The sequence below is a fragment of the Pseudomonas sp. G3-39 genome (assembly GCF_054790485.1).
Map to the genome: position 1 here is coordinate 5,177,128 of NZ_CP186497.1, position 21,642 is coordinate 5,198,769.

A 21,642-nucleotide genomic window follows, 5' to 3' on the forward strand; every position below is an offset into this window, starting at 1 on the left:
AACGGGCCATCGCGTGTTCAGTTGCTCACTCCAGTCACCCTTGCCGGGCTTTTGTTCTTCGACGAGCCAACAACCTGGTTCACCCCCCAAAACCGCAAGTGAACCGTCAATCAAGTGCTACGTTTCTTACTCGGTGACCACGCTCGGCGAGCCGAGATTGGCCAGGCGCACGCTGTTCTGCACCTGGGCGATCTCACCCGGCGAACCGATCGGCCCCAGGCGTACCCGGTGCAGGGTCTGCTGATTGCGCACGATCGAGCTGATGAACACCGGAGCGCTCACCATCCCGCTGAGCTTCGACCTCAGGAGTTCTGCAGCGTCCGGGTTGGCGAACGCGCCCACCTGCAGATACTGGCCAGACGCTGGTGCAGAAGCGTTTTTTTTTGCGCTGATCTGTACAGGGACAGTGTCAGAGGCATGTTGCTGCGGCGGCGGGGTCCACTGCTCGATGGTACCGGCCGACGCCGTGATCACCGGGGCGCTATTCTGCGCGACTTGTGGCTCGTTGAGCATCAGCGGCGCCGGACGGCCCTTGGCGGCCCACCATTGCTGCGGATCGATGCCCTCGACCTTGACCCGCGCGGTGCCGATTTCGGCATAACCGAGCTTCTTCGCGGCCGCGTAGGACAAGTCGATGATCCGGTCCGAATAGAACGGCCCGCGATCGTTGACCCGCAGGATCACGCTCTTGTTATTGTCCAGGTTGGTCACCCGAACGTAACTTGGCAGTGGCAGAGTCTTGTGAGCGGCACTCATGCCGTACAGGTCATACACTTCGCCGTTGGCGGTGTTCTGCCCGTGGAACTTGGTGCCGTACCAGGACGCCGTACCCGAGGCGACGTAGGTCTTGGATTCCTGCAACGGGAAATAGGTCTTGCCCAGCACGGTGTACGGGTTGGCCTTGTACGGGCCGGTGTGCAGGGTCGGCGTGGCGTCCGGGATCCGCGAAACATCGACATCCCACCACGGCGCGCCGTCTTTGTGCGCGCGGTTGATGTCCAGCCCCGGCTGCGCACGTACGGCGGTAGACGAGGTCTTCTGGGTTGGCGCGCGGCTGGTCGAACAGCTGGCGACCAGCACCGCCAACGCGGCGAATGCCACCAGCTTCAGGGGTTTATTGATAGGCAATGCCCGCATTACTTGACGCCCCGTGCTTTTACCAGCTCTTCAGACAGTTGATGTACGGCCATGGCGTACATCACGCTGCGGTTATAACGCGTGATCGCGTAGAAATTCTTCAGGCCCATCCAGTATTCAGGGCCGTTGTCGCCTTCGAGGCGAAATGCAGTAACCGGCATATCATCGCGCAGCGCATCATGACTTGACCAGCCCAGCGCCCGCAACTCTCCGACCGTTTTCGTCGGCTCGATGCCGGTGGTCAGGCCTTCATCGACCTGCTCGCCGCGCACATCGGCGCGACTGACCACTGGTTCCCCGGCGACCCAGCCATGCCGTTTGAAGTAACTGGCCACGCTGCCGATCGCATCGTCCGGATTGGTCCAGATATTGATGTGACCGTCACCGTCGAAATCCACCGCATAGGCGCGAAAGCTGCTCGGCATGAATTGCGGCAAGCCCATCGCCCCGGCGTACGAGCCTTTGAGGGTCAATGGATCGACCTGTTCTTCACGGGCCAGCAGCAGGAACTCACGCAATTCCTTGCGGAAAAATTCGGCACGGGGAGGATAGTCGAAACCGAGCGTGGACAATGCATCAATCACCCGGTAATTGCCGGTATTACGTCCGAAAAAGGTCTCGACGCCGATGATCGACACGATGACTTGCGCCGGTACGCCGTATTCCTGCTCGGCACGGGCCAGAACGGCCTCGTGCTGGCGCCAGAAGTCCACACCACGGGCGATGCGCGCGTCGGTGATGAACATCGGGCGATATTCTTTCCACTGTTTGACCCGCTCGGCGGGTTTGGAGATGGCGTCGAGAATCGCCTGCTTGCGCTGGGCCTCGCGGAACACCGCCATCAGTTGCTCACCGGCAAAACCGTAGTCGCGGGTCATTTCGCCAACGAATTCGGCCACCTGCGGTGAACCTTCGTAATCGCCGGCCAGCGCTTCCTGCGCGCTGCCAAGGATGCCGACCAGGCCGACCCACGGCGCGTAACGAGTCGCCCAGCTGCGCATGACTTGCATTGAACTCTTCACCTTATTCAAACCTGTGCGATCCACTTGCGATGCGTATGAATCGACATCAAAACCCCAAACGCTGACAGCAGTGTCACCAGCGAAGTTCCTCCGTAGCTAATGAAGGGCAACGGCACCCCCACCACCGGCAACAGGCCACTGACCATACCGATGTTGACGAAAACATAAACAAAAAACGTCATGGTCAGCGCGCCGGCGAGCAATTTGCCGAACAGCGTCTGCGCCTGGGCGGTAATCACCAGGCCGCGACCGATCAGCAGCAGATAGATCAGCAGCAGCGCGCAGATGCCCACCAGACCGAACTCCTCGCCCAGTACGGCGATGATGAAGTCGGTGTGGCTTTCCGGCAAAAAGTCCAGGTGCGACTGGGTGCCCAGCAGCCAGCCCTTGCCGAACACGCCCCCGGAACCGATCGCGGCTTTCGACTGGATGATGTTCCAGCCGGTGCCGAGCGGATCGCTTTCCGGGTCGAGGAACGTGAGGATCCGCTGCTTCTGGTAGTCGTGCATAATGAAGAACCACATGGCGATCGCCACCGGTACGGCGGCGGCCAGCACGCTGAGGATCCAGCGCCAGCGCAGTCCGCCCATGAACAGCACGAACGCGCCGCCGGCCAGAATCAGCAGCGACGTGCCGAGGTCGGGCTGGCGCACGATCAGAATGAACGGCACACCGATCAGCATCAGGCTGATGCCGACGTGCTTGAGTTGCGGTGGCAGCGTGCGTTTGGACAGATACCAGGCAATCGTCGCCGGCATCAGAATCTTCATGAACTCCGAGGGCTGGAAGCGGATCACCCCGGGGATGTTGATCCAGCGAGTTGCGCCCATGGCGTTGTGGCCCATGATGTCCACCACCATCAGCAGCACCACGCCGACCACGTAACCGAGCGGCACCCAACGCGCCATGAACCGTGGTTCGAACTGGGCGATGACAATCATCGACACCAGGCCGATGCCGAACGACGTGGCTTGTTTGCCCAGCAGATCCCAGCTCTTGCCACTGGCCGAATACAGCACGAACAGACTGCCTGCGGCGAGGATCAGCAGCAGGATCAACAGCGGGCCATCGATATGCAAACGTTGCAGCAGCGTCGCCCGGCGACGCATCACATCCTCGCTGGAGAGCATGCGATCAAAATTATTCATCACGGGCCGTAGCCTCCGCACTGATAGGACCGGCGTATTCGGCCTTCAATCGACCCTCCTGATCCAGAAGCCAGGCATCCATGACCTGACGCACCACTGGCGCGGCGACACCGGAGCCGGACTCACCGTTCTCGACCATCACCGAAACCACTATTTTCGGGTTGTCGGCCGGGGCGAAACCAACGAACAAGGCGTGGTCGCGGTGGCGTTCCTGAACCTTGGAGCGGTCGTATTTTTCACCTTGTTTGATCGCGACGACCTGAGCGGTACCGGACTTGCCGGCGATGCGGTATTGCGCACCGATTGCTGCCTTGCGCGCAGTACCCCGGGCGCCGTGCATCACCTGCTGCATGCCGTGGTTGACCTTGGTCCAGTCCGACGGATCGCGCAGGACAATGTCCGGCATCGGGTTCTCGTCTACCGGTTTGGCGCCCTCAATGGTCTTGGCCAGGTGCGGCCGGTTCCAGATGCCTTTGTTGGCGACCAGCGCCGTGGCCTGCGCCAGTTGCAACGGTGTGGACTGCATATAACCCTGGCCAATCCCCAGAATCAGGGTTTCACCCGGGAACCACGCCTGCTTGCGCGTCGCACGCTTCCACTCGCGGGACGGCATCAGGCCGGGGGACTCTTCGAACATGTCCAGCGAGACCTTCTGGCCGATGCCGAACTTGTTCATGTAGGCCGACAACCGATCGATGCCCAGCTTGTGCGCCAGGTCATAGAAGTAGGTGTCGTTGGAACGCATGATCGCCGTGTCGAGATCGACGAAGCCGTCACCGGTGCGGTTCCAGTTGCGGTACTTGTGATCGTAGTTGGGCAGCATGTAGTAACCGGGGTCGAACACCCGGCTCGACGCTGTCACTACGCCAGAATCGAGACCGGCAATCGCCACCGCCGGCTTGATCGTCGAACCCGGCGGGTACAGGCCGCGCAGCACGCGGTTGAACAGCGGCCGGTCGATGGAATCGCGCAGTTCGGCATAGGCCTTGAAGCTGATGCCGGTGACGAACAGGTTCGGGTCGAAACTCGGCTGGCTGACCATCGCCAGCACTTCGCCAGTCTTCGGATCGAGCGCCACCACCGCGCCACGTCGCCCGCCCAGCGCAGCTTCGGCCGCTTCCTGCAGTTTGATGTCCAGGCTCAGGACGATGTCCTTGCCGGGAATCGGATCGGTACGCTTGAGCACGCGCAATACGCGGCCCCGAGCGTTGGTTTCGACTTCCTCGTACCCCACCTGCCCGTGCAGCTCCGGCTCGTAGAAACGCTCGATGCCGGTCTTGCCGATGTGGTGGGTGCCGCTGTAGTTGACCGGGTCGAGGGTCTTCAGCTCTTTCTCGTTGATGCGCCCCATGTAACCCACCGAGTGCGCAAAATGCGCGCCCTGCGGGTAGTGGCGCACCAGTTGCGCGACCACTTCCACCCCAGGCAGGCGGAACTGGTTAACCGCGATCCGGGCGATCTGCTCTTCGGTCAACTCAAACAGGATCGGCACCGGCTCGAATGGCCGACGCCCCTGACGCATGCGTTTCTCGAAGATCACCCGGTCCTCGGGCGTCAGTTGCAGCACTTCGACGATCACGTCGAGCACTTGCTGCCAGTCGCCGGAACGCTCGCGGGTCATGCTCAGGCTGAAGCTCGGGCGGTTGTCCGCCACCACCACGCCGTTGCGGTCGAAGATCAAGCCGCGGGTCGGTGGAATCGGCTGCACGTGGACGCGGTTGTTTTCCGAGAGTGTCGAGTGGTACTCGTACTGGATCACCTGCAAGTAGTACAGCCGCGCAATCAGTACGCAGATCAACAGCATGACCGCAATGGCCCCGAACACGACGCGGCTACGCACCAGGCGGGCGTCCTTTTCGTGGTCCTTGATGCGGATCGGCTGAGACATGAGGGCAGGACTACTTGTGGTAAGGGTGACCGGACAGCACGGTCCAGGCACGGTACAGCTGTTCGCCGATCAGGATCCGCACCAGCGGGTGCGGCAAGGTCAGCGGCGACAACGACCAGCGCTGATCGGCGCGGGCGCAGACTTCCGGCGCCAGCCCTTCGGGGCCACCGACCATGAAATTGACCGTGCGCGAATCCAGCCGCCAACGGTCGAGTTCGACCGCCAGTTGCTCGGTGCTCCAAGGCTTGCCGTGGACTTCCAGCGTGACGATCCGCTCGTTCGGCCCGACCTTGGCCAGCATGGCTTCGCCTTCCTGCCGGATGAAACGGGCCACGTCGGCGTTCTTGCCACGGGTATTGAGCGGAATTTCCACCAGTTCCAGCGCCAGTTCGGACGGAAGACGCTTGGCATATTCATGCCAGCCTTCTTCCACCCACTTGGGCATGCGTGAACCGACGGCGATCAGTCGCAGTCGCACAGCAATCCCTTACAGCTGGTCTTTGTTGAGCTTGGTGAAATGCTCGTGGGTGTTTTCCGGGCTGTGGTGCTTGGCGTCTGCCGCACGGCTTTGCTCGGCACCGGCCCACAGGCGTTCCAGGTCGTAGAACTGACGCGCCGAGGCAGTCATCATGTGCACGATCACCAGGTCGAGGTCGAGCAGCACCCAGTCGCTGTCGCCCTTGCCTTCTTCGCCCAGCGGTTTGGCGCCCTGCTTTTTGACTTCTTCACGGACCTTGTCCAGCATCGCGTTGATCTGGCGATTGGACGTACCGGTGGCGATGATCATGTAGTCGGTGATGCTCTGCTTGTCGCGCACATCGATGATCTGGATGTCTTGTGCCTTGACGTCTTCCAGGGCTGCCACGGCAACCTTGACCAGCTCGTCGCCCTTGAGCGGCTCGTTGGTGTTGGCGACTTCCGGCAGCGGTGCGCTCTTGAACGTGCCTTTGCGCTTAACTTTGCTTACGTCTTTGTCAGTCATATAAAACTCGTTTTGCTCGTATATTCGGCGGCTTGGCGATACGTGGATTCGTATCAGTGAAGCACGCCTTGTTCAGTTCGACGCACGGTAAAGACCGTGCGCATCGATGTAGGCCAGGACCGCGTCGGGCACCAGGAAACGTACCGACTTACCGCTGGCCAGCAGTTGACGGATCTGGGTGGCGGAAACCGCGAGCGGTGTCTGCCAGACGAATGCAATCTGTCCGCTCGGCCCTTTCAGGGCCAGCGGGTCGCTCACCGAACGCGCTGCCAGCAGGTTGCGCAAGGCATCCGGCGGTTCGCTGTCGGCGTCCGGGCGCTGTAGCACCAGGATGTGGCAATGCTGGAGCAACTCTTCCCAGCGATGCCAAGTGGGCAGGCCGCAAAATGCGTCCCAGCCCAAAAGCAGAAAAACCTGGGTCTCGGCGGCCATTTCGGCACGCATCAACTCCAGGGTATCAATGGTGTAAGACGGCTTGTCCCGCTGCAATTCGCGGGCGTCCACCACCAGCGGCGGCACTCCGGCCACCGCGCACTCAACCATTGCCAACCGATCCTGCGCCGACACCTGCGGCGTATTGCGGTGCGGCGGCCGGGCGCTGGGCATCATGCGCAGCTCGTCGAGCAGCAGCGCTTCGGCGACTTCCAGCGCACCACGCAAATGGCCGATGTGCACCGGGTCGAACGTGCCGCCCAGTACGCCGATGCGCCGGGGTCGGAGCTCGCCGTCAGGCAGCGGCGCTGTCAGGTCGAGGTCGGTCAAGTCAGACCGTCGCCTGGCCGCGCAACTGGCCATCACCGACCACGATGTACTTCTCGCAGGTCAGTCCTTCGAGGCCCACCGGGCCGCGGGCGTGCAGCTTATCAGTAGAAATGCCGATCTCGGCACCCAATCCGTATTCGAATCCATCGGCGAAGCAGGTCGGGGTGTTGATCATCACCGACGCCGAGTCGACTTCCGCGACGAAACGCCGGGTGTCGGCGAGGTTTTCGCTGACGATCGAGTCGGTGTGATGCGAGCCGTAATGGTTGATGTGTTCGATGGCCTGATCCAGTCCGTCGACCACACGGATCGACAGGATCGGCGCCAGATACTCGGTGCTCCAGTCGTCTTCGCTGGCCGCCACCGCGTCGATGATCGCGCGGGTGCGTTCGCAGCCACGCAGCTCGACGCCTTTCTCGCGGAACTGGGCAGCCATCGACGGCAGGAAATCCTTCGCAACACTTTGATCAACCAGCAAGGTCTCCATCGCGCCACAGATGCCATAACGGTAAGTCTTGGCATTGAAGGCGATGCGCTGGGCTTTGGCCAGATCGGCGTGCTCGCTGACAAATACGTGGCAGATACCGTCCAGGTGCTTGATCACCGGCACCCGGGCATCACGGCTGATACGTTCGATCAGGCCACGGCCACCGCGCGGCACGATCACGTCGACATACTCGGGCATGCTGATCATCGCGCCGACGGCGGCACGGTCGGTGGTTTCGACCACTTGCACCACGGCTGCCGGCAATTCGGCCTCGGCCAGACCGCGCTGAATGCACGCGGCAATCGCCCGGTTGGAATGAATCGCCTCGGAGCCACCGCGCAGGATGGTCGCGTTACCGGACTTCAGGCACAGGCTGGCGGCATCGATGGTCACGTTGGGCCGGGATTCGTAGATGATCCCGATCACACCCAGCGGTACGCGCATCTTGCCGACCTGAATCCCGGACGGGCGGAAGCTCATGTCACGGATCGCACCGACCGGATCGGGCAGTGCCGCCACCTGACGCAGGCCGACGATCATCCCGTCGATGCGCGCCGGGGTCAGTTCCAGACGCTCCAGCAAGGCCGGCTCCAGACCGTTGGCGCGACCAGCCGCCAGATCCTGTTCATTGGCTGCGGCCAGCTCGGCGCGAGCAGCGTCCAGCGCATTGGCAGCAGCCTGCAAGGCGCGGTTTTTCTGCGCGGTGCTGGCACGGCCGATGACCCGGGAAGCTTCGCGGGCGGCGCGACCCAATCGGGTCATGTAGTCAAGAACGGACTCAGTCATGGTCTGCTGGGGTCTTGGCAAAGAGGAAAGCGGCAGATTATAGCTGTCGCGTCCCGGGACTAACAGCGGTGACAGGCGGATGGTCGAAATGGACTGCAATTTGCCGACGTTCAGCCGTAATTAAGCCGCGGATTGTTATCATCACGACCTCCTTCGCCTGGATAACCACCGTTTGCCATGTCCAACCTGACCGATCGCGCCATCGTTGAGCGCCTGCCACTGGGCCTCCCGGACGCTTTTTTCGACCGTGACGCGCAAGTGCTGGCCCGCGATCTGCTCGGCAAAGTCATCCGCCACCGGGTCGGCGATCTGTGGCTCAGCGCCCGGATCATCGAAACCGAAGCCTATTACTGCGCGGAAAAAGGCAGTCATGCATCGCTCGGTTACACGGAAAAGCGTAAGGCTTTGTTTCTGGATGGCGGGCACATCTATATGTATTACGCCCGCGGTGGCGATTCGCTGAACTTCAGCGCTCAGGGGCCCGGCAATGCGGTGCTGATCAAGTCCGCCTACCCGTGGGTCGATGAAATCAGTGGGCCGGCGAGTCTGGCGCAGATGCTGCTGAACAACCCCGATGCCCAAGGCCGGCCGCGCCCTTCGCAAAAGCTTTGCGCCGGGCAGACGCTGCTGTGCAAGGCGCTGGGGTTGAAGGTGCCGATGTGGGACGCCAAGCGTTTCGATCACGAGCTGATGCTGGTGGAAGACACCGGGCCGGCGCCGACCCAGATTATCCAGACCACCCGCCTGGGCATCCCCCATGGCCGCGACGAACACCTGATGTACCGCTTCGTCGACGCCGCGTATGCCCAGTGGTGCACGCGGAACCCGCTGCGCCGGGGCCAGGTCGAAGGTCGCGATTATTTTTTGCTGTCCTGAAGTGACACAGGTTTTGAACCTAATGCGCCCGCTCCCACAGGGGTACTGAGTGATTGCTGAAATTTTGTACAGCCTTCGGGACTTATTGAAGATTTGATGGAGTTGTGTGTATGGGCCCATGGCTCGATAGCGTGACCGGGTGGCTCGCCGCCAATCCGCAGTGGCTGGCGGCTGCGGTATTTATCGTCGCTTGCGTGGAGTGCCTGGCAATTGCCGGGCTGATCGTGCCCGGCACGGTGTTGCTGTTTGCCGTGGCCGTACTCGCCGGCAGCGGCGCACTGTCGTTGAGTGAAACCCTGCTGCTGGGCTTTCTCGGCGGGATACTCGGCGATGTGATCTCGTACTTCCTCGGCCGCCATTTCCATCAGAACATCCGCCGCCTGCCGGGGCTGCGCCACCATCCGGAATGGATGGCCGGGGCCGAAACCTACTTCCAGCGTTACGGCATCGCCAGCCTGCTGGTCGGGCGCTTCATCGGCCCGTTGCGGCCGATGTTGCCGATGGTTGCCGGGATGTGCGACATGCCCTTCCCGCGTTTCGCCGCCGTCAGCCTGCTGGCCGCTGCCGGCTGGAGCGTCGCCTACCTGCTGCCGGGTTGGGCCACCGGCGCGGCGATCCGCTTGCCGCTGCCCGAAGGTTTCTGGCTGCAGGCCGGCATCGTTGCCGCCAGTATTGCGGTGATGGTCGGCATGAGCGTCAACAGCAGCTTGCGCCAGCATCGCCGTGCGACGATCTGGATCAGCAGCATGAGCCTGTTGATTCTGATCGGCCTGTTTATTGGCTATCCGTATCTGCACGCACTCGACCAGGGCGTGATGACCCTGGTGCAGGAACATCGGCAGCCGATGCTCGATGAAATCGCGGTGACCTTCACCCTGATCGGTGAATTCCGCAATATGTTGATGTTCAGCGCCCTGCTCACCGGTCTGTTGCTGCTGTGCCGGCAATGGCGCCAGGCAATCTTTGCCGGTGGCGTGCTGCTGTGCACCGCACTGCTCAATACCGTCACCAAACAGTTTTTCGCCCGGGTCCGCCCGGAAGTGCTGACCGATCCGCTGACCAGCTACAGCATGCCCAGCGGTCATGCCTCCGGTTCGTTCGCGCTGTTTCTGGTGCTGGCGGTTCTCGCCGGTCGCGGACAACCGCCGCGCATGCGCCTGACCTGGCTGCTGCTCGGCTGTATTCCAGCGCTGTCGATTGCTTTGTCACGGGTTTATCTGGGGGCGCACTGGCCGACGGATATTCTGGCCGGCGCAATGCTGGCGGCATGCGTATGTGCGGCGGGCTTGTGGCTGAGTCAGCGCAAGGCACCGCTCAACGCCATGCCATTCAAGGTCTGGTGGCTGATTCTGCCGGCGCTGCTGGCGTTGTTCAGCCTGTTCGTTCTGCGGCATTTGCCGGACACGATGTTGCGATACGCCTACTGATACTCAGGCGAACAGCTCGCCCTGCAGCTCATCAAGCAGCGCCTGGATCGCATCCAGTCGCTGCTGCGGATCGTCGAGTTGCAGCAGGTCGATCTTGTCTTCTTCGGCGAACGGCAGCAGATACGCCAGCTGATTGGCCAGCGACTGCTGCCCCAGCGCTTCGGTGCCCATGTTCAACGCCTCGACCATCGGGTGCTCGGCCAAGGCCTTGAGCAGCGCCACCAGATCGGCGTCTTCGTCCTGCAACGGTTGCTCCGGCTCATCGTCCAGCCACTCGACGTCGGCGAGGATCAACTGATCGCGCTGCACCTCTGTGCGCAACACCTGAAAACGCCGCCCGCCCTGCGCCCGGATCCCCAGCAGACCGTTGTCCTGTTGCTGGAAATCGGTGATCCGCGCCTCGCAGCCGACCAGGGCAAAGCCCTCTGGCGCAACGCCGACTTCGTGGCCATCGAGGATGCACACCACGCCGAAACCGCCGCCCTGTTTCATGCAGCGGCCGATCATGTCCAGATAGCGCGCCTCGAAGATCTGCAAGTCGAGGTTGCAGCCGGGAAACAGCACTGTATTCAGCGGAAAAAGCGGCAGACTCATAGACATTTCCTTACACCACCATCGACACCGCCAACGGCAGGAACACCGCCGTGGCCACGCCCATCAGACTCATCGCCAGCGCCGCGAAGGCGCCGCACTCATCGCTTTCCTGCAACGCCACCGAGGTGCCTACCGCGTGTGCGGTCATGCCCAGCGCCATGCCGCGCGCCTCAGGGCTGTGCACGCCGAGCCGGGTCAGCAGCGCCGGGCCGAAGATCGCGCCGATCACCCCGGTGATCAGCACGAACACCGCCGCCAGCGCCGCCACGCCACCGATCTGCTCGGCCACCAGCATGGCAATCGGCGAGGTCACCGACTTCGGCGCCATGGTCATCAGAATCATGTGTTCGGCACCGAACCACCAGCCGAGCAACACGCCCATGCCCGTGGCGACCACGCCGCCTATCACCAGCGTAGTAAAAATCGGCCAGAACAATTGGCGGATGCGCTTTAGGTTGAGATACAGCGGCACCGCCAGCGCCACCGTCGCCGGGCCCAGCAGAATGCTGAGGATTTCGGTGCTCTTGCGGTACTCGGCGTAGGTCAGGCCGCAGCCGACCAGCACGCCGATCACCACCAGCATCGAGACCAGCACCGGTTGCAGAAAGATCCAGCGGGTTTTCTCGAACGCCGCCAGTACCAGTTGATAGGCACCGAGGGTGATGCCGATGCCGAACAGCGGATGATGGATCACCGAAGCCCAGGCGCCTTGCCAATCGAAGAGCATCACGACTCCTCCGAGTGCGGCGCATGGCGCTTGACCAGGCGTTGCATCAGCACCCCGGCGAAGGCCATCGACAGGATCAACGACAACACCAGCGCGCCGACAATGGCCCAGAAGTCAGCGGCAATGTCGCTCGCATACACCATCACGCCCACCGCCGGCGGCACCAGCAGCAGCGGCAGATAACGCAACAGACTGCCGGCCGCGAGGTTCAGCGGCTCGCCGACTTCACCGCGAATGATCAGGAACACCAGCAACAGCAGCAGACCGATGATCGGCCCCGGCAGCACCGGCAACAGCAAATGGTTGAGTGCCGTGCCGAGCAATTGGAACAGCACCAGCATAGTCAGGCCACGTAACAACATCAGACATCTCCCCCCGCAAGTCCTCGGCATTATAAGCACGGCAGCGCTATGGATCGGCATTCGCCAAAAGCATGGTCGGTTGACCGGAGCAAATCGCCATGTTGATCTACAGTGGTTCGCAGGGCGGTCAAATCCCCCACCTGAAAAACTATAAAACCGATGAACCCAAGGAGAGTCTCAATGCCCTATGTTCCCGTTGCAGAGCTCAAAGATTATGTCGGCAAGGAACTCGGACGTTCCGAATGGCTCACCATCGATCAGGAGCGCATCAACCTGTTCGCCGAAGCCACCGGGGATTATCAGTTCATCCATGTCGATCCGGTCAAAGCCGCGCAAACGCCTTTTGGCAGCACCATTGCCCACGGTTTCCTGTCGTTGTCGCTGATCCCGAAACTGATGGAAGACATCCTCGTGCTGCCGCAAGGCCTGAAGATGGTGGTCAATTATGGTCTGGACAGCGTGCGTTTCATCCAGCCGGTGAAGGTCAATTCAAAAGTGCGCCTGAAAGTCGATCTGGCCGAAGTGACCGAGAAAAAACCCGGTCAATGGCTGCTCAAGGCCACCGCAACGCTTGAGATAGAAGGCTCGGACAAACCGGCCTATATCGCCGAACCGCTGTCGCTCTGCTTCGTTTGAGTCACGGGATGCGAAACAGCGCACGCTGTTTCGCATCAGCGCTGTTTTCCCGGCTGTATAAGGTCACATAGCTGCGGCATACTCGGTCGCCTAATTGCCCGGATCCCGCTATGCGCCCACTCGCTTCTCTTGCACCCCTTGCCCTGACCCTGATGCTCACCGCGTGCGGCGACGGCGAATCGCTGTTGCCCCCGGATGCACGGCTGCCGGACGGCGGACGCTATCGCGGTGAACTGGTCAACGGCTTGCTGCAAGGCCAGGGCCGGGTCGACTACCCCAACGGCAGTTGGTACGCCGGGCAGTTCGACAAGGGCCAATGGCATGGCCAGGGCGAGTGGCACGGCAGCAACGGCGAAGTCTATCGCGGTCAGTTTCAGCAGGGCCTGTTCGATGGCCAGGGCAGCCTGACCACCAACGCCAGCAGTTACACCGGCGGTTTCAAGCAGGGCCGCCGCGACGGCGAAGGCACCCTCAAGGAAAACGCCATGACCTACCGTGGCGAGTTCAAGGCTGACCAGTATTCCGGGCTGGGTCGTCTGGAAATGGACGACGGCAGTTCCTATCAGGGCCAGTTCGCCCACGGCAAACCCAACGGCGAAGGCCAGCGCGGCGACTCTAGCGGCAATACCTTCAGCGGCCATTTCGTCAACGGCCAGCTCGAAGGCAATGGCACATTCAACAGTGCCGATGGCGACATCTATGTCGGCGGCTTCAAGAACAGCCAACTGCACGGCAAGGGCCGCTACGAGAACGCCGACGGCGACGTGTGGCTCGGCCAATTCAAGGAAGGTGCGCTGACCGGCAAGGGCGAATTGATCGGCACTGACGGCAGCCATTACATCGGCTACTTCAACGACTGGCGTTTCAGCGGTCAGGGCCGCTTGAACCTGTCTGACGGCAGCTTCTACATCGGCGGGTTCGACGGCGACAGCTACGCCGGGCGCGGCACCCTGGTACTGACCGACGGCACCGTGCTCAGCGGTACCTGGATCAACGGCCAGCGCGTACGTGATGCCGACGGCAAGCTGTTGCCCGACACCCTCGAACTCGGTCTACTGGCCCAGGGCCGCCTACTCGACAATGCGCTGGCCGCCGTGCCCGCCTCGACGCCAGCAGTCGAGCTGTACACCCTGACCCTCGGTGGCGACGGCAAGCAAAGCGTGTTCCTGCGCGAGTCCGACTACGTCGCCAACATGCTCACGACGCGTTTCGGCGCTTTTGGCCAGATTCGTCTGGTCAACCACCGCGAGCATCTCGCCGACCGGCCGATGGCCACCCGCGAAAACCTGCGCCGCGCCGCGCAGACCCTCGCTGAACGCAGCGGCCCGGAAGACCTGGTGTTCATCTACCTGACCAGCCACGGCACCGCCGAACACGAGCTGGTGCTCGACCAGCCGCGCATGGAGCTGGCCGACCTGCCCGCCGACGAACTCGCCGCCGTGCTTGCTCCACTGAAAAATCGCGACAAGGTGATCGTGATCTCATCGTGCTATTCCGGCGGTTTCATCCCCGCGCTGAAAGATGAGCGCACACTGATCATGACCGCCTCGCGCGCCGACCGCGTGTCGTTCGGTTGCTCGGAAGAAGCCAACTTCACCTACTTCGGCGACGCCCTGTTCGCTCAGGCCCTGAACCAGACCGACGATCTGGAGCAAGCCTTCAAACTGGCCAAGGCCACCGTCGCCGAGCGCGAACTGGCGGACAACTTCGAAGCCTCGGAGCCACAGATCTGGGCACCGAAAACCGTGCTGGCGCACTGGCAACTGCTGCGTAAACAGCAGGCCAGAAAAGCGTTGCAGAGTGCTGCATTGAACGACGGAGCAACAAACAGCAACTAAGCTGAACAGTATCAAGGGAGAAACACTATGTACTTGACGCCTCAGCACGTATTGCTTGCCGGAGCCACCGGACTGACCGGTGAACATCTGCTCGACCGTTTGCTCAACGAGCCGACGATCACCCGCGTGCTCGCCCCGTCCCGTCGTCCATTGGCGGAGCATCCGCACCTGGAAAACCCGGTGGGCGACCCACAGGCGTTTCTGCCGCAACTCAGTGGTCGCGTCGATATCGCCTATTGCTGCCTCGGCACCACCATCAAACAGGCCGGCTCGGAAGAGGCGTTCCGCGCGGTGGATCTGGACATGGTGGTGGCCTTCGCCAAACGTGCGCGGGAGATGGGCGCGCGGCACCTGATCGTGATCAGCGCGCTGGGCGCCGATCCGAAATCGTCGATTTTCTACAACCGGGTCAAAGGCGAGATGGAGCAGGCGTTGCGCGCGCAGGACTGGCCGCAACTGACCATCTGCCGACCATCGCTATTGCTGGGAGATCGCACCGAGCCGCGCTTGGGCGAACAACTGGCGGCGCCGTTCTCCAAACTGATTCCCGGCAAATATCGCGGCATCGAAGCCTGCCAACTGGCCCGGGCGATGTGGCGCCTGGCGTTGGAAGAACAGGATGGGGTGCGGATCGTCGAGTCGGATGAGCTGCGAAAGCTCGGCAAATAATCTATAGCGTCTGGAAGAAAGCTTTCGCGAGCAGGCTCGCTCCCACAATTGCACCGCGCTCTCCTGTGGGAGCGAGCCTGCTCGCGAATGGAGTGCGCAGCACTCCCCTACAACCCACCAGTCGCCTGAAACCCCACGCCAATCACGGTCAGCAAAGACAACGGCAACAGCAGCGTATCAAGCAACGCACTCGCCGGCAGGTCCACTCCCGGATAACTCGGCGCCTCAGCCCCGAAGCGGTCCATCGCACAGCACCCGCCATTCATCGCGTACAAATCCAGGCGTGTCCCGGAATACACCACCGGCGCCCCCGGCTTGGCGGCATCCAGCGTGCGCGCGGTGGCGCAGCCGGCCAGTTGCAGCGCCAGCGCAATCATCAACAGCTTATTCATCGCTGCTCAGATGATGCTCGCCCCAACGCGGCAGCATGTCCTGTGGAATGCCCAGCAGATTGAGAATCCGCGCCACGACGAAATCGATCAGGTCATCGATAGTCTGCGGCTGGTGATAGAAACCCGGCGAGGCCGGCAGGATGGTCACGCCCATGTTCGACAATTTGAGCATGTGCTCCAGATGAATACTCGAATACGGCGCCTCGCGCGGTACCAGAATCAACTGGCGGCGCTCCTTCAAGGTGACGTCCGCCGCGCGCTCGATCAGGTTGTTGCACGCGCCCGTGGCAATCGCCGACAAGGTACCCGTGGAACACGGCACCACCACCATCGCCGCTGGTGCGCCGGAGCCCGAAGCTACCGGCGACATCCAGTCTTCCTTGCCATACACGCGGATCTGCCCGGCGGCCGCCCCGGTGTACTCGGTGAGGAACGCTTGCATCATCTGCGGCTTGGGCGGCAGCGTGACATCGGTCTCGGTGGCCATCACCAGTTGCGCGGCCTTGGAGATCAGGAAGTGCACTTCGCGATCTTCCCGTACCAGACAGTCGAGCAGGCGCAATCCATACTGCGCGCCGGACGCGCCGGTCATCGCCAGCGTGATGCGTTCCGGGCCGCCGCTCTGGGCAAAAGTGTTCATTGCAGTGCCTCGGCGAGTTTGCCGTGCAGGCCGCCGAAGCCGCCGTTGCTCATGATCACCACGTGAGTACCGGGCTGGGCCTGGCTCTTCACGCGTTCGATGATGCCTTCCAGCGAATCGCTGACAATCGACGGCACGCTGCACAGTGCGGCAGTGGCGCCCAGATCCCAACCGAGGTTGGCCGGGGCGTACCAGATCACCTGATCGGCATCGACTACGCTGTCCGGCAGACCGTCACGGTGCGCGCCAAGCTTCATCGAGTTGGAGCGCGGCTCGATGATCGCAATCAGTGGTGCGTCGCCGATGCGCTTGCGCAAACCATCAAGGGTGGTAGCAATGGCGGTCGGGTGATGGGCGAAGTCGTCGTAGATGGTGATGCCGCGTACTTCGGCGACTTTCTCCATCCGGCGTTTGACGTTCTTGAATGCGCTCAAGCCGGCGATGCCCATCGACGGCACCACACCGACATGCCGCGCCGCAGCCAGCGCAGCCAAGGCGTTGGCGACGTTGTGCTGACCGGTCAACTCCCATTCGACCGTGCCCTGGGACACGCCTTCGAACATCACTTCGAACGCCGAGCCATCGTCCTTGAGCAACTTGACCTGCCACTGCCCGCCAGCACCGGTGGTTTGCACCGGGGTCCAGCAGCCCATTTCAATCACGCGCTGCAAGGCAGGCTCGGTGGTCGGGTGGATCACCAGACCTTCGCTCGGAATGGTCCGCACCAAATGGTGGAACTGCCGCTCGATCGCCGGCAAATCGGGGAAGATGTCAGCGTGATCGAACTCAAGGTTGTTGAGGATCGCGGTGCGCGGGCGGTAATGGACGAACTTCGAACGCTTGTCGAAGAATGCGCTGTCGTACTCGTCGGCCTCGATCACGAAAAACGGCGTCCCGCCCAGACGTGCGGATACCGAGAAATTCTGCGGCACCCCGCCGATCAGGAACCCCGGGCTCATGCCGGCGTGTTCCAGCACCCAGGCGAGCATGCTGCTGGTGGTGGTCTTGCCGTGCGTACCGGCGACCGCCAGCACCCAGCGCCCTTGCAGCACGTGATCGGCCAGCCATTGCGGGCCGGAGACGTACGGCAGGCCTTTGTTCAGCACATACTCCACCGCCGGGTTGCCGCGCGACATGGCGTTGCCGATCACCACCAGATCCGGTGCCGGATCGAGCTGGGCCGGGTCGTAGCCCTGGGTCAGCTGAATGCCCTGGGCCTCAAGCTGCGTGCTCATCGGCGGATAGACGTTGGCGTCGGAGCCGGTCACGTGATGGCCCAGCTCTTTGGCCAGAACCGCCATCGAGCCCATGAAAGTCCCGCAGATACCCAGAATATGAATGTGCATAGTTGACCTCGTAAAACATGGCCGCAGGTTAGCGTAGGGTGGGAAAAATCGCACCTTGTGTTTCGCCTTTGCCGACGCCTTCGCGAGCAGGCTCGCTCCCACAAGGTTGGCGCTGATCCTGTGGGAGCGACCTGCTCGCGAACGGTGCGGCGCGGTTTAACGGGAGATCGCGTGTTTGCGCAGCTTTCTATAGAGGGTATTACGGCTGACCCCGAGCTGCTGCGCGGTCTGGGTCATGTGCCAGCGCGTTTGCTCCAGCGCATTGAGCAACGCCAGGCGTTCGGCGTCCTCCAGCGGATGCCCGGACTCAACCGTCTTCAGCTCCAGCCTTGGCTGCGCCTGGCGAATCATCGCCGGCAAATCCTCCAGCCCGATTCGCCCTTCATCACACAATGCCGCCAATGTGCGCAGAACATTGCGCAACTGCCGAACGTTGCCCGGCCAGTTGAAGGCCAGCAACGCCTGGCGCGCCGGTTCGTCGATCACAATTGTTTCTCCGCCGGCCTCCTCGGCCAGCAGGAAATCCAGCAACTGCGATTTATCACTGCGTTCGCGCAACGCCGGTAGCGCAACTTCGAGGCCATTGAGACGGTAATACAGATCTTCGCGGAAGCTGCCGTCCGCCACGCGCTCCAGCAGATTACGGTGCGTGGCGCTGATGATCCGCACGTTGACCGCTTCCGGCTCGCCGCCAATCGGCACCACCTGCCGGTCTTCCAGCACTCGCAACAACCGGGTTTGCAGCGCCAGCGGCATGTCGCCGATTTCATCGAGGAACAACGTGCCGCCATCGGCCTGCTGCAGCTTGCCGCGCATGCCGTCCTTGCGCGCGCCGGTGAAACTGCCGCCGCGATAACCGAACAGCTCGCTCTCGATCAGGCTTTCCGGGATCGCCGCGCAATTGAGGGCGACGAAGGCTTTGTTGGCGCGCTGGCTGGCGTGATGCACAGCCTTGGCGAATGCTTCCTTGCCGGAGCCGGTTTCACCGTTGATCAGCAGCGGCACGTCGCGTTCGAATACCCGCAACGCCTTGCGGAAATCCGCTTGCAGCGCAGCGTCACCGAGGCAAATGCCCACCAGCGCTTGAGGCTTGGCCACGACCGGGGCCGGCAGGATCGGCGCCGGCTTGCGCGATTCGCCGCGCAACAAGGCAAACAGATGCCGTCCGTCGCGGGTGCGCAGCGGCCAACTGGCGCTGGCATTGGCGCTGGCCCGACCGAGCAGCTCATCCAGCGAACAATCGAAAAACGCTTCCACCGGTTTGCCGAGCAAACCACCGCGAATATGCCCGAGCAGGTTCAGCGCACTCTGGTTGACCGCACTGATCCGCCCTTCCCCGTCAAACGCCAGCAGCCCTTCGCTGAACAAGCCGACGGACTCGGCCTGCAAGTGAAAACGCAGCAGCCACTGGTTATCAAAGCAGCGCAGGAAATAGCAGCTCTCGATCATCTTCGCCGACAGGTTGACCAGCGCCATGGTGTGGAACTGGCTCTGCCGCGAGACATCGTGGCGCGCCGAGGACACGTCGAGCACCGCCAGCAGTTCGCCGTGCGGGTCGAACACCGGGCTCGCCGAGCAGGTCAGGCCGGTGTGGCGGCCGCGAAAGTGTTCGTCCTGATGGATGGTCAGTGCCTGGCGCTCGACCAGACAGGTGCCGATGCCGTTGGTGCCTTCGCAGGCTTCGCTCCAGTCGGCGCCGAGCCAGAGACCGGCGCGTTCGAAAATCTTGCGCTCGGCCGGCGCGGTGACGCAGTTGAGGATCACCCCGCGCGCGTCGGTCAGCAGCACCGCATGACCGGCGCCGGAGAGTTGTTGATGCAGGCTGCTCATTTCATTACCGGCGATCTGCAACACCTGTTGCAGGCGTTCGCGGCTTTCAAGCACGCGCCCGTGTTCGAGCACGGTGGGCGCCATGGTCAGGGCCGGATCGAGGTGATAGTCCTCAAGACAGCGCAGCCACGAGCGGGCAATCGACGGATCGGCACCGGGCCCGTGCAGGTGCGGCTTGCCCTGACTGACGGTGAGAACCTGCTGGGCATGGCGACTCAAATGGTTGTCGTGCATTTCTTATTATTCTCCCCGAGGCTCGATGGCCCAATGCTGAGGTGAGGCCCAGCATCCTCCAGCCGCCCCGGCATTGCAATGCTGGCAAGACCAGCCGGTCACTGGCTGTGCCAAAAGCGGTACAAACTGTCACCCCCTCTGTACCGAAACCATCACAGGCTGCGTCCGCCCGTCCGACACAAACCGCGCAAAGCCTTGATTTGCCTGCCCTGCACGGCAGTGGCCCGACCTTTGCTCTACGCTTATAGCAAGCGCACTTGCGCGTTTCTCTAATAAGTACAAAGCCAAGGAGAACAACATCATGCGTTACGCTCACCCCGGTACTGAAGGCGCCAAAGTCTCGTTCAAAAGCAAGTACGGTAACTACATCGGCGGCGAGTTCGTCGCACCTGTCAAAGGTCAGTACTTCACCAACACCTCGCCAGTGAATGGCCAGCCAATTGCCGAATTCCCTCGCTCCACTGCCGAAGACATCGACAAGGCACTGGACGCCGCCCACGCCGCTGCCGATGCGTGGGGCGCGACCTCTGTGCAGGCGCGCTCGCTGATCCTGCTGAAAATCGCCGACCGCATCGAACAGAACCTCGAACTGCTGGCGATCACCGAAACCTGGGACAACGGCAAAGCCATCCGCGAGACCCTCAACGCCGACATCCCGCTGGCCGCCGACCATTTCCGCTACTTCGCCGGCTGCCTGCGCGCGCAGGAAGGAAGCGCTGCCGAAATCGACGGCAACACCGTGGCCTATCACATCCATGAACCGCTGGGTGTGGTCGGGCAGATCATCCCGTGGAACTTCCCGCTGCTGATGGCCGCGTGGAAACTCGCCCCGGCACTGGCCGCCGGCAACTGCGTGGTACTCAAGCCTGCCGAGCAAACCCCGCTGGGCATCTGCGTGCTGATGGAGCTGATCGGTGATCTGCTGCCACCGGGCGTGCTCAACGTGGTGCAAGGTTTCGGCAAAGAAGCCGGCGAAGCCCTGGCCACCAGCAAACGCATCGCCAAGATCGCTTTCACCGGTTCGACCCCGGTCGGCTCGCACATCATGAAATGCGCGGCCGAGAACATCATTCCGTCCACCGTGGAACTGGGCGGCAAGTCGCCGAACATCTTCTTCGAAGACATCATGCAGGCCGAACCGACCTTCATCGAGAAGGCTGCCGAAGGTCTGGTGCTGGCATTCTTCAATCAGGGCGAAGTCTGCACCTGCCCGTCCCGCGCACTGGTACAGGAATCGATCTACGACGAATTCATGCAAGTGGTGATGAAGAAAGTCCTGCAGATCAAACGCGGCGACCCGCTGGACACCGACACCATGGTTGGCGCGCAGGCGTCCGAGCAGCAATTCGACAAGATCCTTTCGTACCTGGAAATCGCCAAGGGCGAAGGCGCCGAGCTGCTGACCGGCGGCAAGGTGGAAAAACTCGAGGGCAATCTGGCAACCGGTTATTACATCCAGCCGACCCTGCTCAAGGGCACCAACAAAATGCGCGTGTTCCAGGAAGAAATCTTCGGCCCGGTGGTGAGCATCACCACCTTCAAGGACGAAGCCGAAGCCCTGGCGATCGCCAACGACACCGAGTTCGGCCTCGGCGCCGGCCTGTGGACCCGCGACATCAACCGCGCCTACCGCATGGGCCGCGCGATCAAAGCCGGTCGTGTGTGGACCAACTGCTACCACCTGTACCCGGCGCACGCCGCGTTTGGCGGGTACAAGAAGTCCGGCGTCGGCCGTGAAACCCACAAGATGATGCTCGATCACTATCAGCAGACGAAAAACCTGCTGGTGAGCTACGACATCAATCCGTTGGGCTTCTTCTAAAACCCGGGGGCGATACAGATATTTCTGTGTCGCCCTT

Annotated in this window: 21 protein-coding genes; 6 read left to right on the top strand and 15 right to left on the bottom strand. The window is 62.2% G+C overall.

From position 1 onward, the window contains the following. Window positions 1-126: 126 nt before the first annotated feature. From ACOYXG_RS23345 to ACOYXG_RS23380, 8 genes are all read right to left on the bottom strand, one after another. Entirely contained in the window at window positions 127-1,137 is a 1,011-nt protein-coding gene (locus ACOYXG_RS23345) for a septal ring lytic transglycosylase RlpA family protein (protein ID WP_007960588.1), read from the bottom strand. Continuing rightward, window positions 1,137-2,147 carry a lytic murein transglycosylase B gene (mltB, locus tag ACOYXG_RS23350; RefSeq protein WP_007960589.1) on the bottom strand — a complete coding sequence of 337 codons (1,011 nt, stop codon included), beginning with the start codon at window positions 2,145-2,147 and terminating at the stop codon, window positions 1,137-1,139. Before mltB ends, ACOYXG_RS23345 begins: the two co-directional genes overlap by 1 nt. Before the next feature lie 17 nt (window positions 2,148-2,164). Next, complete coding sequence (gene rodA, locus ACOYXG_RS23355; protein ID WP_047296919.1) at window positions 2,165-3,268, bottom strand: rod shape-determining protein RodA; 1,104 nt, start codon at window positions 3,266-3,268, stop codon at window positions 2,165-2,167. A 31-nt stretch (window positions 3,269-3,299) separates the two neighbouring features. Further along, window positions 3,300-5,195 (bottom strand): penicillin-binding protein 2, encoded by a 1,896-nt coding sequence (gene mrdA / locus ACOYXG_RS23360; protein WP_096796302.1) that lies wholly within the window; start codon window positions 5,193-5,195, stop codon window positions 3,300-3,302. 10 nt (window positions 5,196-5,205) lie between these two features. Beyond that, window positions 5,206-5,673 (bottom strand): 23S rRNA (pseudouridine(1915)-N(3))-methyltransferase RlmH, encoded by a 468-nt coding sequence (gene rlmH, locus ACOYXG_RS23365; RefSeq protein ID WP_003185785.1) that lies wholly within the window; start codon window positions 5,671-5,673, stop codon window positions 5,206-5,208. Between the two features lie 9 nt (window positions 5,674-5,682). Beyond that, window positions 5,683-6,177, bottom strand: coding sequence for a ribosome silencing factor (rsfS, locus tag ACOYXG_RS23370; RefSeq protein WP_007960601.1), 495 nt, complete (start codon window positions 6,175-6,177; stop codon window positions 5,683-5,685). Window positions 6,178-6,249: 72 nt separating this feature from the next. Continuing rightward, on the bottom strand, window positions 6,250-6,972 hold the full coding sequence (gene nadD / locus ACOYXG_RS23375) for a nicotinate-nucleotide adenylyltransferase (RefSeq protein ID WP_460354255.1): 723 nt from the start codon (window positions 6,970-6,972) through the stop codon (window positions 6,250-6,252). Next, complete coding sequence (locus ACOYXG_RS23380; RefSeq protein WP_095139181.1) at window positions 6,941-8,212, bottom strand: glutamate-5-semialdehyde dehydrogenase; 1,272 nt, start codon at window positions 8,210-8,212, stop codon at window positions 6,941-6,943. Before ACOYXG_RS23380 ends, nadD begins: the two co-directional genes overlap by 32 nt. Window positions 8,213-8,389: 177 nt before the next feature. Between ACOYXG_RS23380 and ACOYXG_RS23385 the strand changes: the two genes are divergently transcribed. Further along, window positions 8,390-9,088 (top strand): DNA-3-methyladenine glycosylase, encoded by a 699-nt coding sequence (locus tag ACOYXG_RS23385; protein ID WP_460354258.1) that lies wholly within the window; start codon window positions 8,390-8,392, stop codon window positions 9,086-9,088. A gap of 110 nt (window positions 9,089-9,198) precedes the next feature. Beyond that, on the top strand, window positions 9,199-10,515 hold the full coding sequence (locus tag ACOYXG_RS23390; protein ID WP_150368179.1) for a bifunctional DedA family/phosphatase PAP2 family protein: 1,317 nt from the start codon (window positions 9,199-9,201) through the stop codon (window positions 10,513-10,515). A gap of 3 nt (window positions 10,516-10,518) precedes the next feature. Here the strand turns inward: ACOYXG_RS23390 and ACOYXG_RS23395 are convergent, their stop codons facing one another. Genes ACOYXG_RS23395 through ACOYXG_RS23405 form a run of 3 tightly spaced genes read right to left on the bottom strand, consistent with a single transcriptional unit; the run spans window position 10,519 to window position 12,198 of the window. After that, window positions 10,519-11,109 (bottom strand): LON peptidase substrate-binding domain-containing protein, encoded by a 591-nt coding sequence (locus ACOYXG_RS23395; protein WP_460354261.1) that lies wholly within the window; start codon window positions 11,107-11,109, stop codon window positions 10,519-10,521. Window positions 11,110-11,119: 10 nt separating this feature from the next. Further along, window positions 11,120-11,836, bottom strand: a complete 717-nt coding sequence (locus ACOYXG_RS23400; RefSeq protein ID WP_027612903.1) for an LrgB family protein — start codon at window positions 11,834-11,836, stop codon at window positions 11,120-11,122. Continuing rightward, on the bottom strand, window positions 11,836-12,198 hold the full coding sequence (locus ACOYXG_RS23405; RefSeq protein WP_095139173.1) for a CidA/LrgA family protein: 363 nt from the start codon (window positions 12,196-12,198) through the stop codon (window positions 11,836-11,838). Before ACOYXG_RS23405 ends, ACOYXG_RS23400 begins: the two co-directional genes overlap by 1 nt. A gap of 180 nt (window positions 12,199-12,378) precedes the next feature. Between ACOYXG_RS23405 and ACOYXG_RS23410 the strand changes: the two genes are divergently transcribed. The 3 genes from ACOYXG_RS23410 (at window position 12,379) to ACOYXG_RS23420 (ending at window position 15,341) form a co-directional block, all read left to right on the top strand. After that, on the top strand, window positions 12,379-12,834 hold the full coding sequence (locus tag ACOYXG_RS23410) for a MaoC family dehydratase (RefSeq protein ID WP_003228575.1): 456 nt from the start codon (window positions 12,379-12,381) through the stop codon (window positions 12,832-12,834). A gap of 110 nt (window positions 12,835-12,944) precedes the next feature. Further along, a complete protein-coding gene (locus ACOYXG_RS23415) occupies window positions 12,945-14,672 on the top strand; it encodes a C13 family peptidase (protein ID WP_460354265.1) in 1,728 nt (575 codons plus the stop codon). A 27-nt stretch (window positions 14,673-14,699) separates the two neighbouring features. Then, complete coding sequence (locus ACOYXG_RS23420) at window positions 14,700-15,341, top strand: oxidoreductase (RefSeq protein WP_108589967.1); 642 nt, start codon at window positions 14,700-14,702, stop codon at window positions 15,339-15,341. A 107-nt stretch (window positions 15,342-15,448) separates the two neighbouring features. Here the strand turns inward: ACOYXG_RS23420 and ACOYXG_RS23425 are convergent, their stop codons facing one another. The 4 genes from ACOYXG_RS23425 to ACOYXG_RS23440 all read right to left on the bottom strand — a co-directional run bounded on the left by ACOYXG_RS23425 (window position 15,449) and on the right by ACOYXG_RS23440 (window position 19,783). After that, the gene (locus ACOYXG_RS23425; protein WP_096796309.1) at window positions 15,449-15,733 is read right to left on the bottom strand and encodes a YceK/YidQ family lipoprotein; all 285 of its coding nucleotides are present in this window, start codon (window positions 15,731-15,733) and stop codon (window positions 15,449-15,451) included. Further along, window positions 15,726-16,373: a flavin prenyltransferase UbiX gene (ubiX, locus tag ACOYXG_RS23430; RefSeq protein ID WP_007968137.1), complete on the bottom strand. Its 648-nt coding sequence runs from the start codon at window positions 16,371-16,373 to the stop codon at window positions 15,726-15,728. Before ubiX ends, ACOYXG_RS23425 begins: the two co-directional genes overlap by 8 nt. Next, on the bottom strand, window positions 16,370-17,719 hold the full coding sequence (gene mpl / locus ACOYXG_RS23435; RefSeq protein WP_204895798.1) for a UDP-N-acetylmuramate:L-alanyl-gamma-D-glutamyl-meso-diaminopimelate ligase: 1,350 nt from the start codon (window positions 17,717-17,719) through the stop codon (window positions 16,370-16,372). The genes ubiX and mpl overlap by 4 nt, the downstream gene beginning before the upstream one ends. Window positions 17,720-17,875: 156 nt before the next feature. Continuing rightward, window positions 17,876-19,783, bottom strand: a complete 1,908-nt coding sequence (locus tag ACOYXG_RS23440; RefSeq protein ID WP_096796311.1) for a sigma-54-dependent Fis family transcriptional regulator — start codon at window positions 19,781-19,783, stop codon at window positions 17,876-17,878. Between the two features lie 301 nt (window positions 19,784-20,084). On the opposite strand from ACOYXG_RS23440, the gene exaC reads away from it, so the two are divergent. Next, a complete protein-coding gene (gene exaC, locus ACOYXG_RS23445) occupies window positions 20,085-21,605 on the top strand; it encodes an acetaldehyde dehydrogenase ExaC (protein WP_025108675.1) in 1,521 nt (506 codons plus the stop codon). The last annotated feature ends 37 nt before the right edge of the window (window positions 21,606-21,642 follow it).

What these genes read in the sequence shown, in the direction of transcription:
- ACOYXG_RS23420 (WP_108589967.1), top strand. Translation starts at nt 14,700, where the DNA reads ATGTACTTGACGCCTCAGCACGTATTGCTTGCCGGAGCCACCGGACTG.
- ACOYXG_RS23390 (WP_150368179.1), top strand. Translation starts at nt 9,199, where the DNA reads ATGGGCCCATGGCTCGATAGCGTGACCGGGTGGCTCGCCGCCAATCCG.
- exaC (WP_025108675.1), top strand. Translation starts at nt 20,085, where the DNA reads ATGCGTTACGCTCACCCCGGTACTGAAGGCGCCAAAGTCTCGTTCAAA.
- ACOYXG_RS23400 (WP_027612903.1), bottom strand. Translation starts at nt 11,836, where the DNA reads ATGCTCTTCGATTGGCAAGGCGCCTGGGCTTCGGTGATCCATCATCCG.
- rsfS (WP_007960601.1), bottom strand. Translation starts at nt 6,177, where the DNA reads ATGACTGACAAAGACGTAAGCAAAGTTAAGCGCAAAGGCACGTTCAAG.
- ACOYXG_RS23385 (WP_460354258.1), top strand. Translation starts at nt 8,390, where the DNA reads ATGTCCAACCTGACCGATCGCGCCATCGTTGAGCGCCTGCCACTGGGC.
- mpl (WP_204895798.1), bottom strand. Translation starts at nt 17,719, where the DNA reads ATGCACATTCATATTCTGGGTATCTGCGGGACTTTCATGGGCTCGATG.
- ACOYXG_RS23425 (WP_096796309.1), bottom strand. Translation starts at nt 15,733, where the DNA reads ATGAATAAGCTGTTGATGATTGCGCTGGCGCTGCAACTGGCCGGCTGC.
- mrdA (WP_096796302.1), bottom strand. Translation starts at nt 5,195, where the DNA reads ATGTCTCAGCCGATCCGCATCAAGGACCACGAAAAGGACGCCCGCCTG.
- rodA (WP_047296919.1), bottom strand. Translation starts at nt 3,268, where the DNA reads ATGCGTCGCCGGGCGACGCTGCTGCAACGTTTGCATATCGATGGCCCG.
- ACOYXG_RS23405 (WP_095139173.1), bottom strand. Translation starts at nt 12,198, where the DNA reads ATGTTGTTACGTGGCCTGACTATGCTGGTGCTGTTCCAATTGCTCGGC.
- ubiX (WP_007968137.1), bottom strand. Translation starts at nt 16,373, where the DNA reads ATGAACACTTTTGCCCAGAGCGGCGGCCCGGAACGCATCACGCTGGCG.
- ACOYXG_RS23395 (WP_460354261.1), bottom strand. Translation starts at nt 11,109, where the DNA reads ATGAGTCTGCCGCTTTTTCCGCTGAATACAGTGCTGTTTCCCGGCTGC.
- ACOYXG_RS23415 (WP_460354265.1), top strand. Translation starts at nt 12,945, where the DNA reads ATGCGCCCACTCGCTTCTCTTGCACCCCTTGCCCTGACCCTGATGCTC.
- ACOYXG_RS23345 (WP_007960588.1), bottom strand. Translation starts at nt 1,137, where the DNA reads ATGCGGGCATTGCCTATCAATAAACCCCTGAAGCTGGTGGCATTCGCC.
- mltB (WP_007960589.1), bottom strand. Translation starts at nt 2,147, where the DNA reads ATGCAAGTCATGCGCAGCTGGGCGACTCGTTACGCGCCGTGGGTCGGC.
- ACOYXG_RS23410 (WP_003228575.1), top strand. Translation starts at nt 12,379, where the DNA reads ATGCCCTATGTTCCCGTTGCAGAGCTCAAAGATTATGTCGGCAAGGAA.
- ACOYXG_RS23440 (WP_096796311.1), bottom strand. Translation starts at nt 19,783, where the DNA reads ATGCACGACAACCATTTGAGTCGCCATGCCCAGCAGGTTCTCACCGTC.
- nadD (WP_460354255.1), bottom strand. Translation starts at nt 6,972, where the DNA reads ATGGCCAGTTGCGCGGCCAGGCGACGGTCTGACTTGACCGACCTCGAC.
- ACOYXG_RS23380 (WP_095139181.1), bottom strand. Translation starts at nt 8,212, where the DNA reads ATGACTGAGTCCGTTCTTGACTACATGACCCGATTGGGTCGCGCCGCC.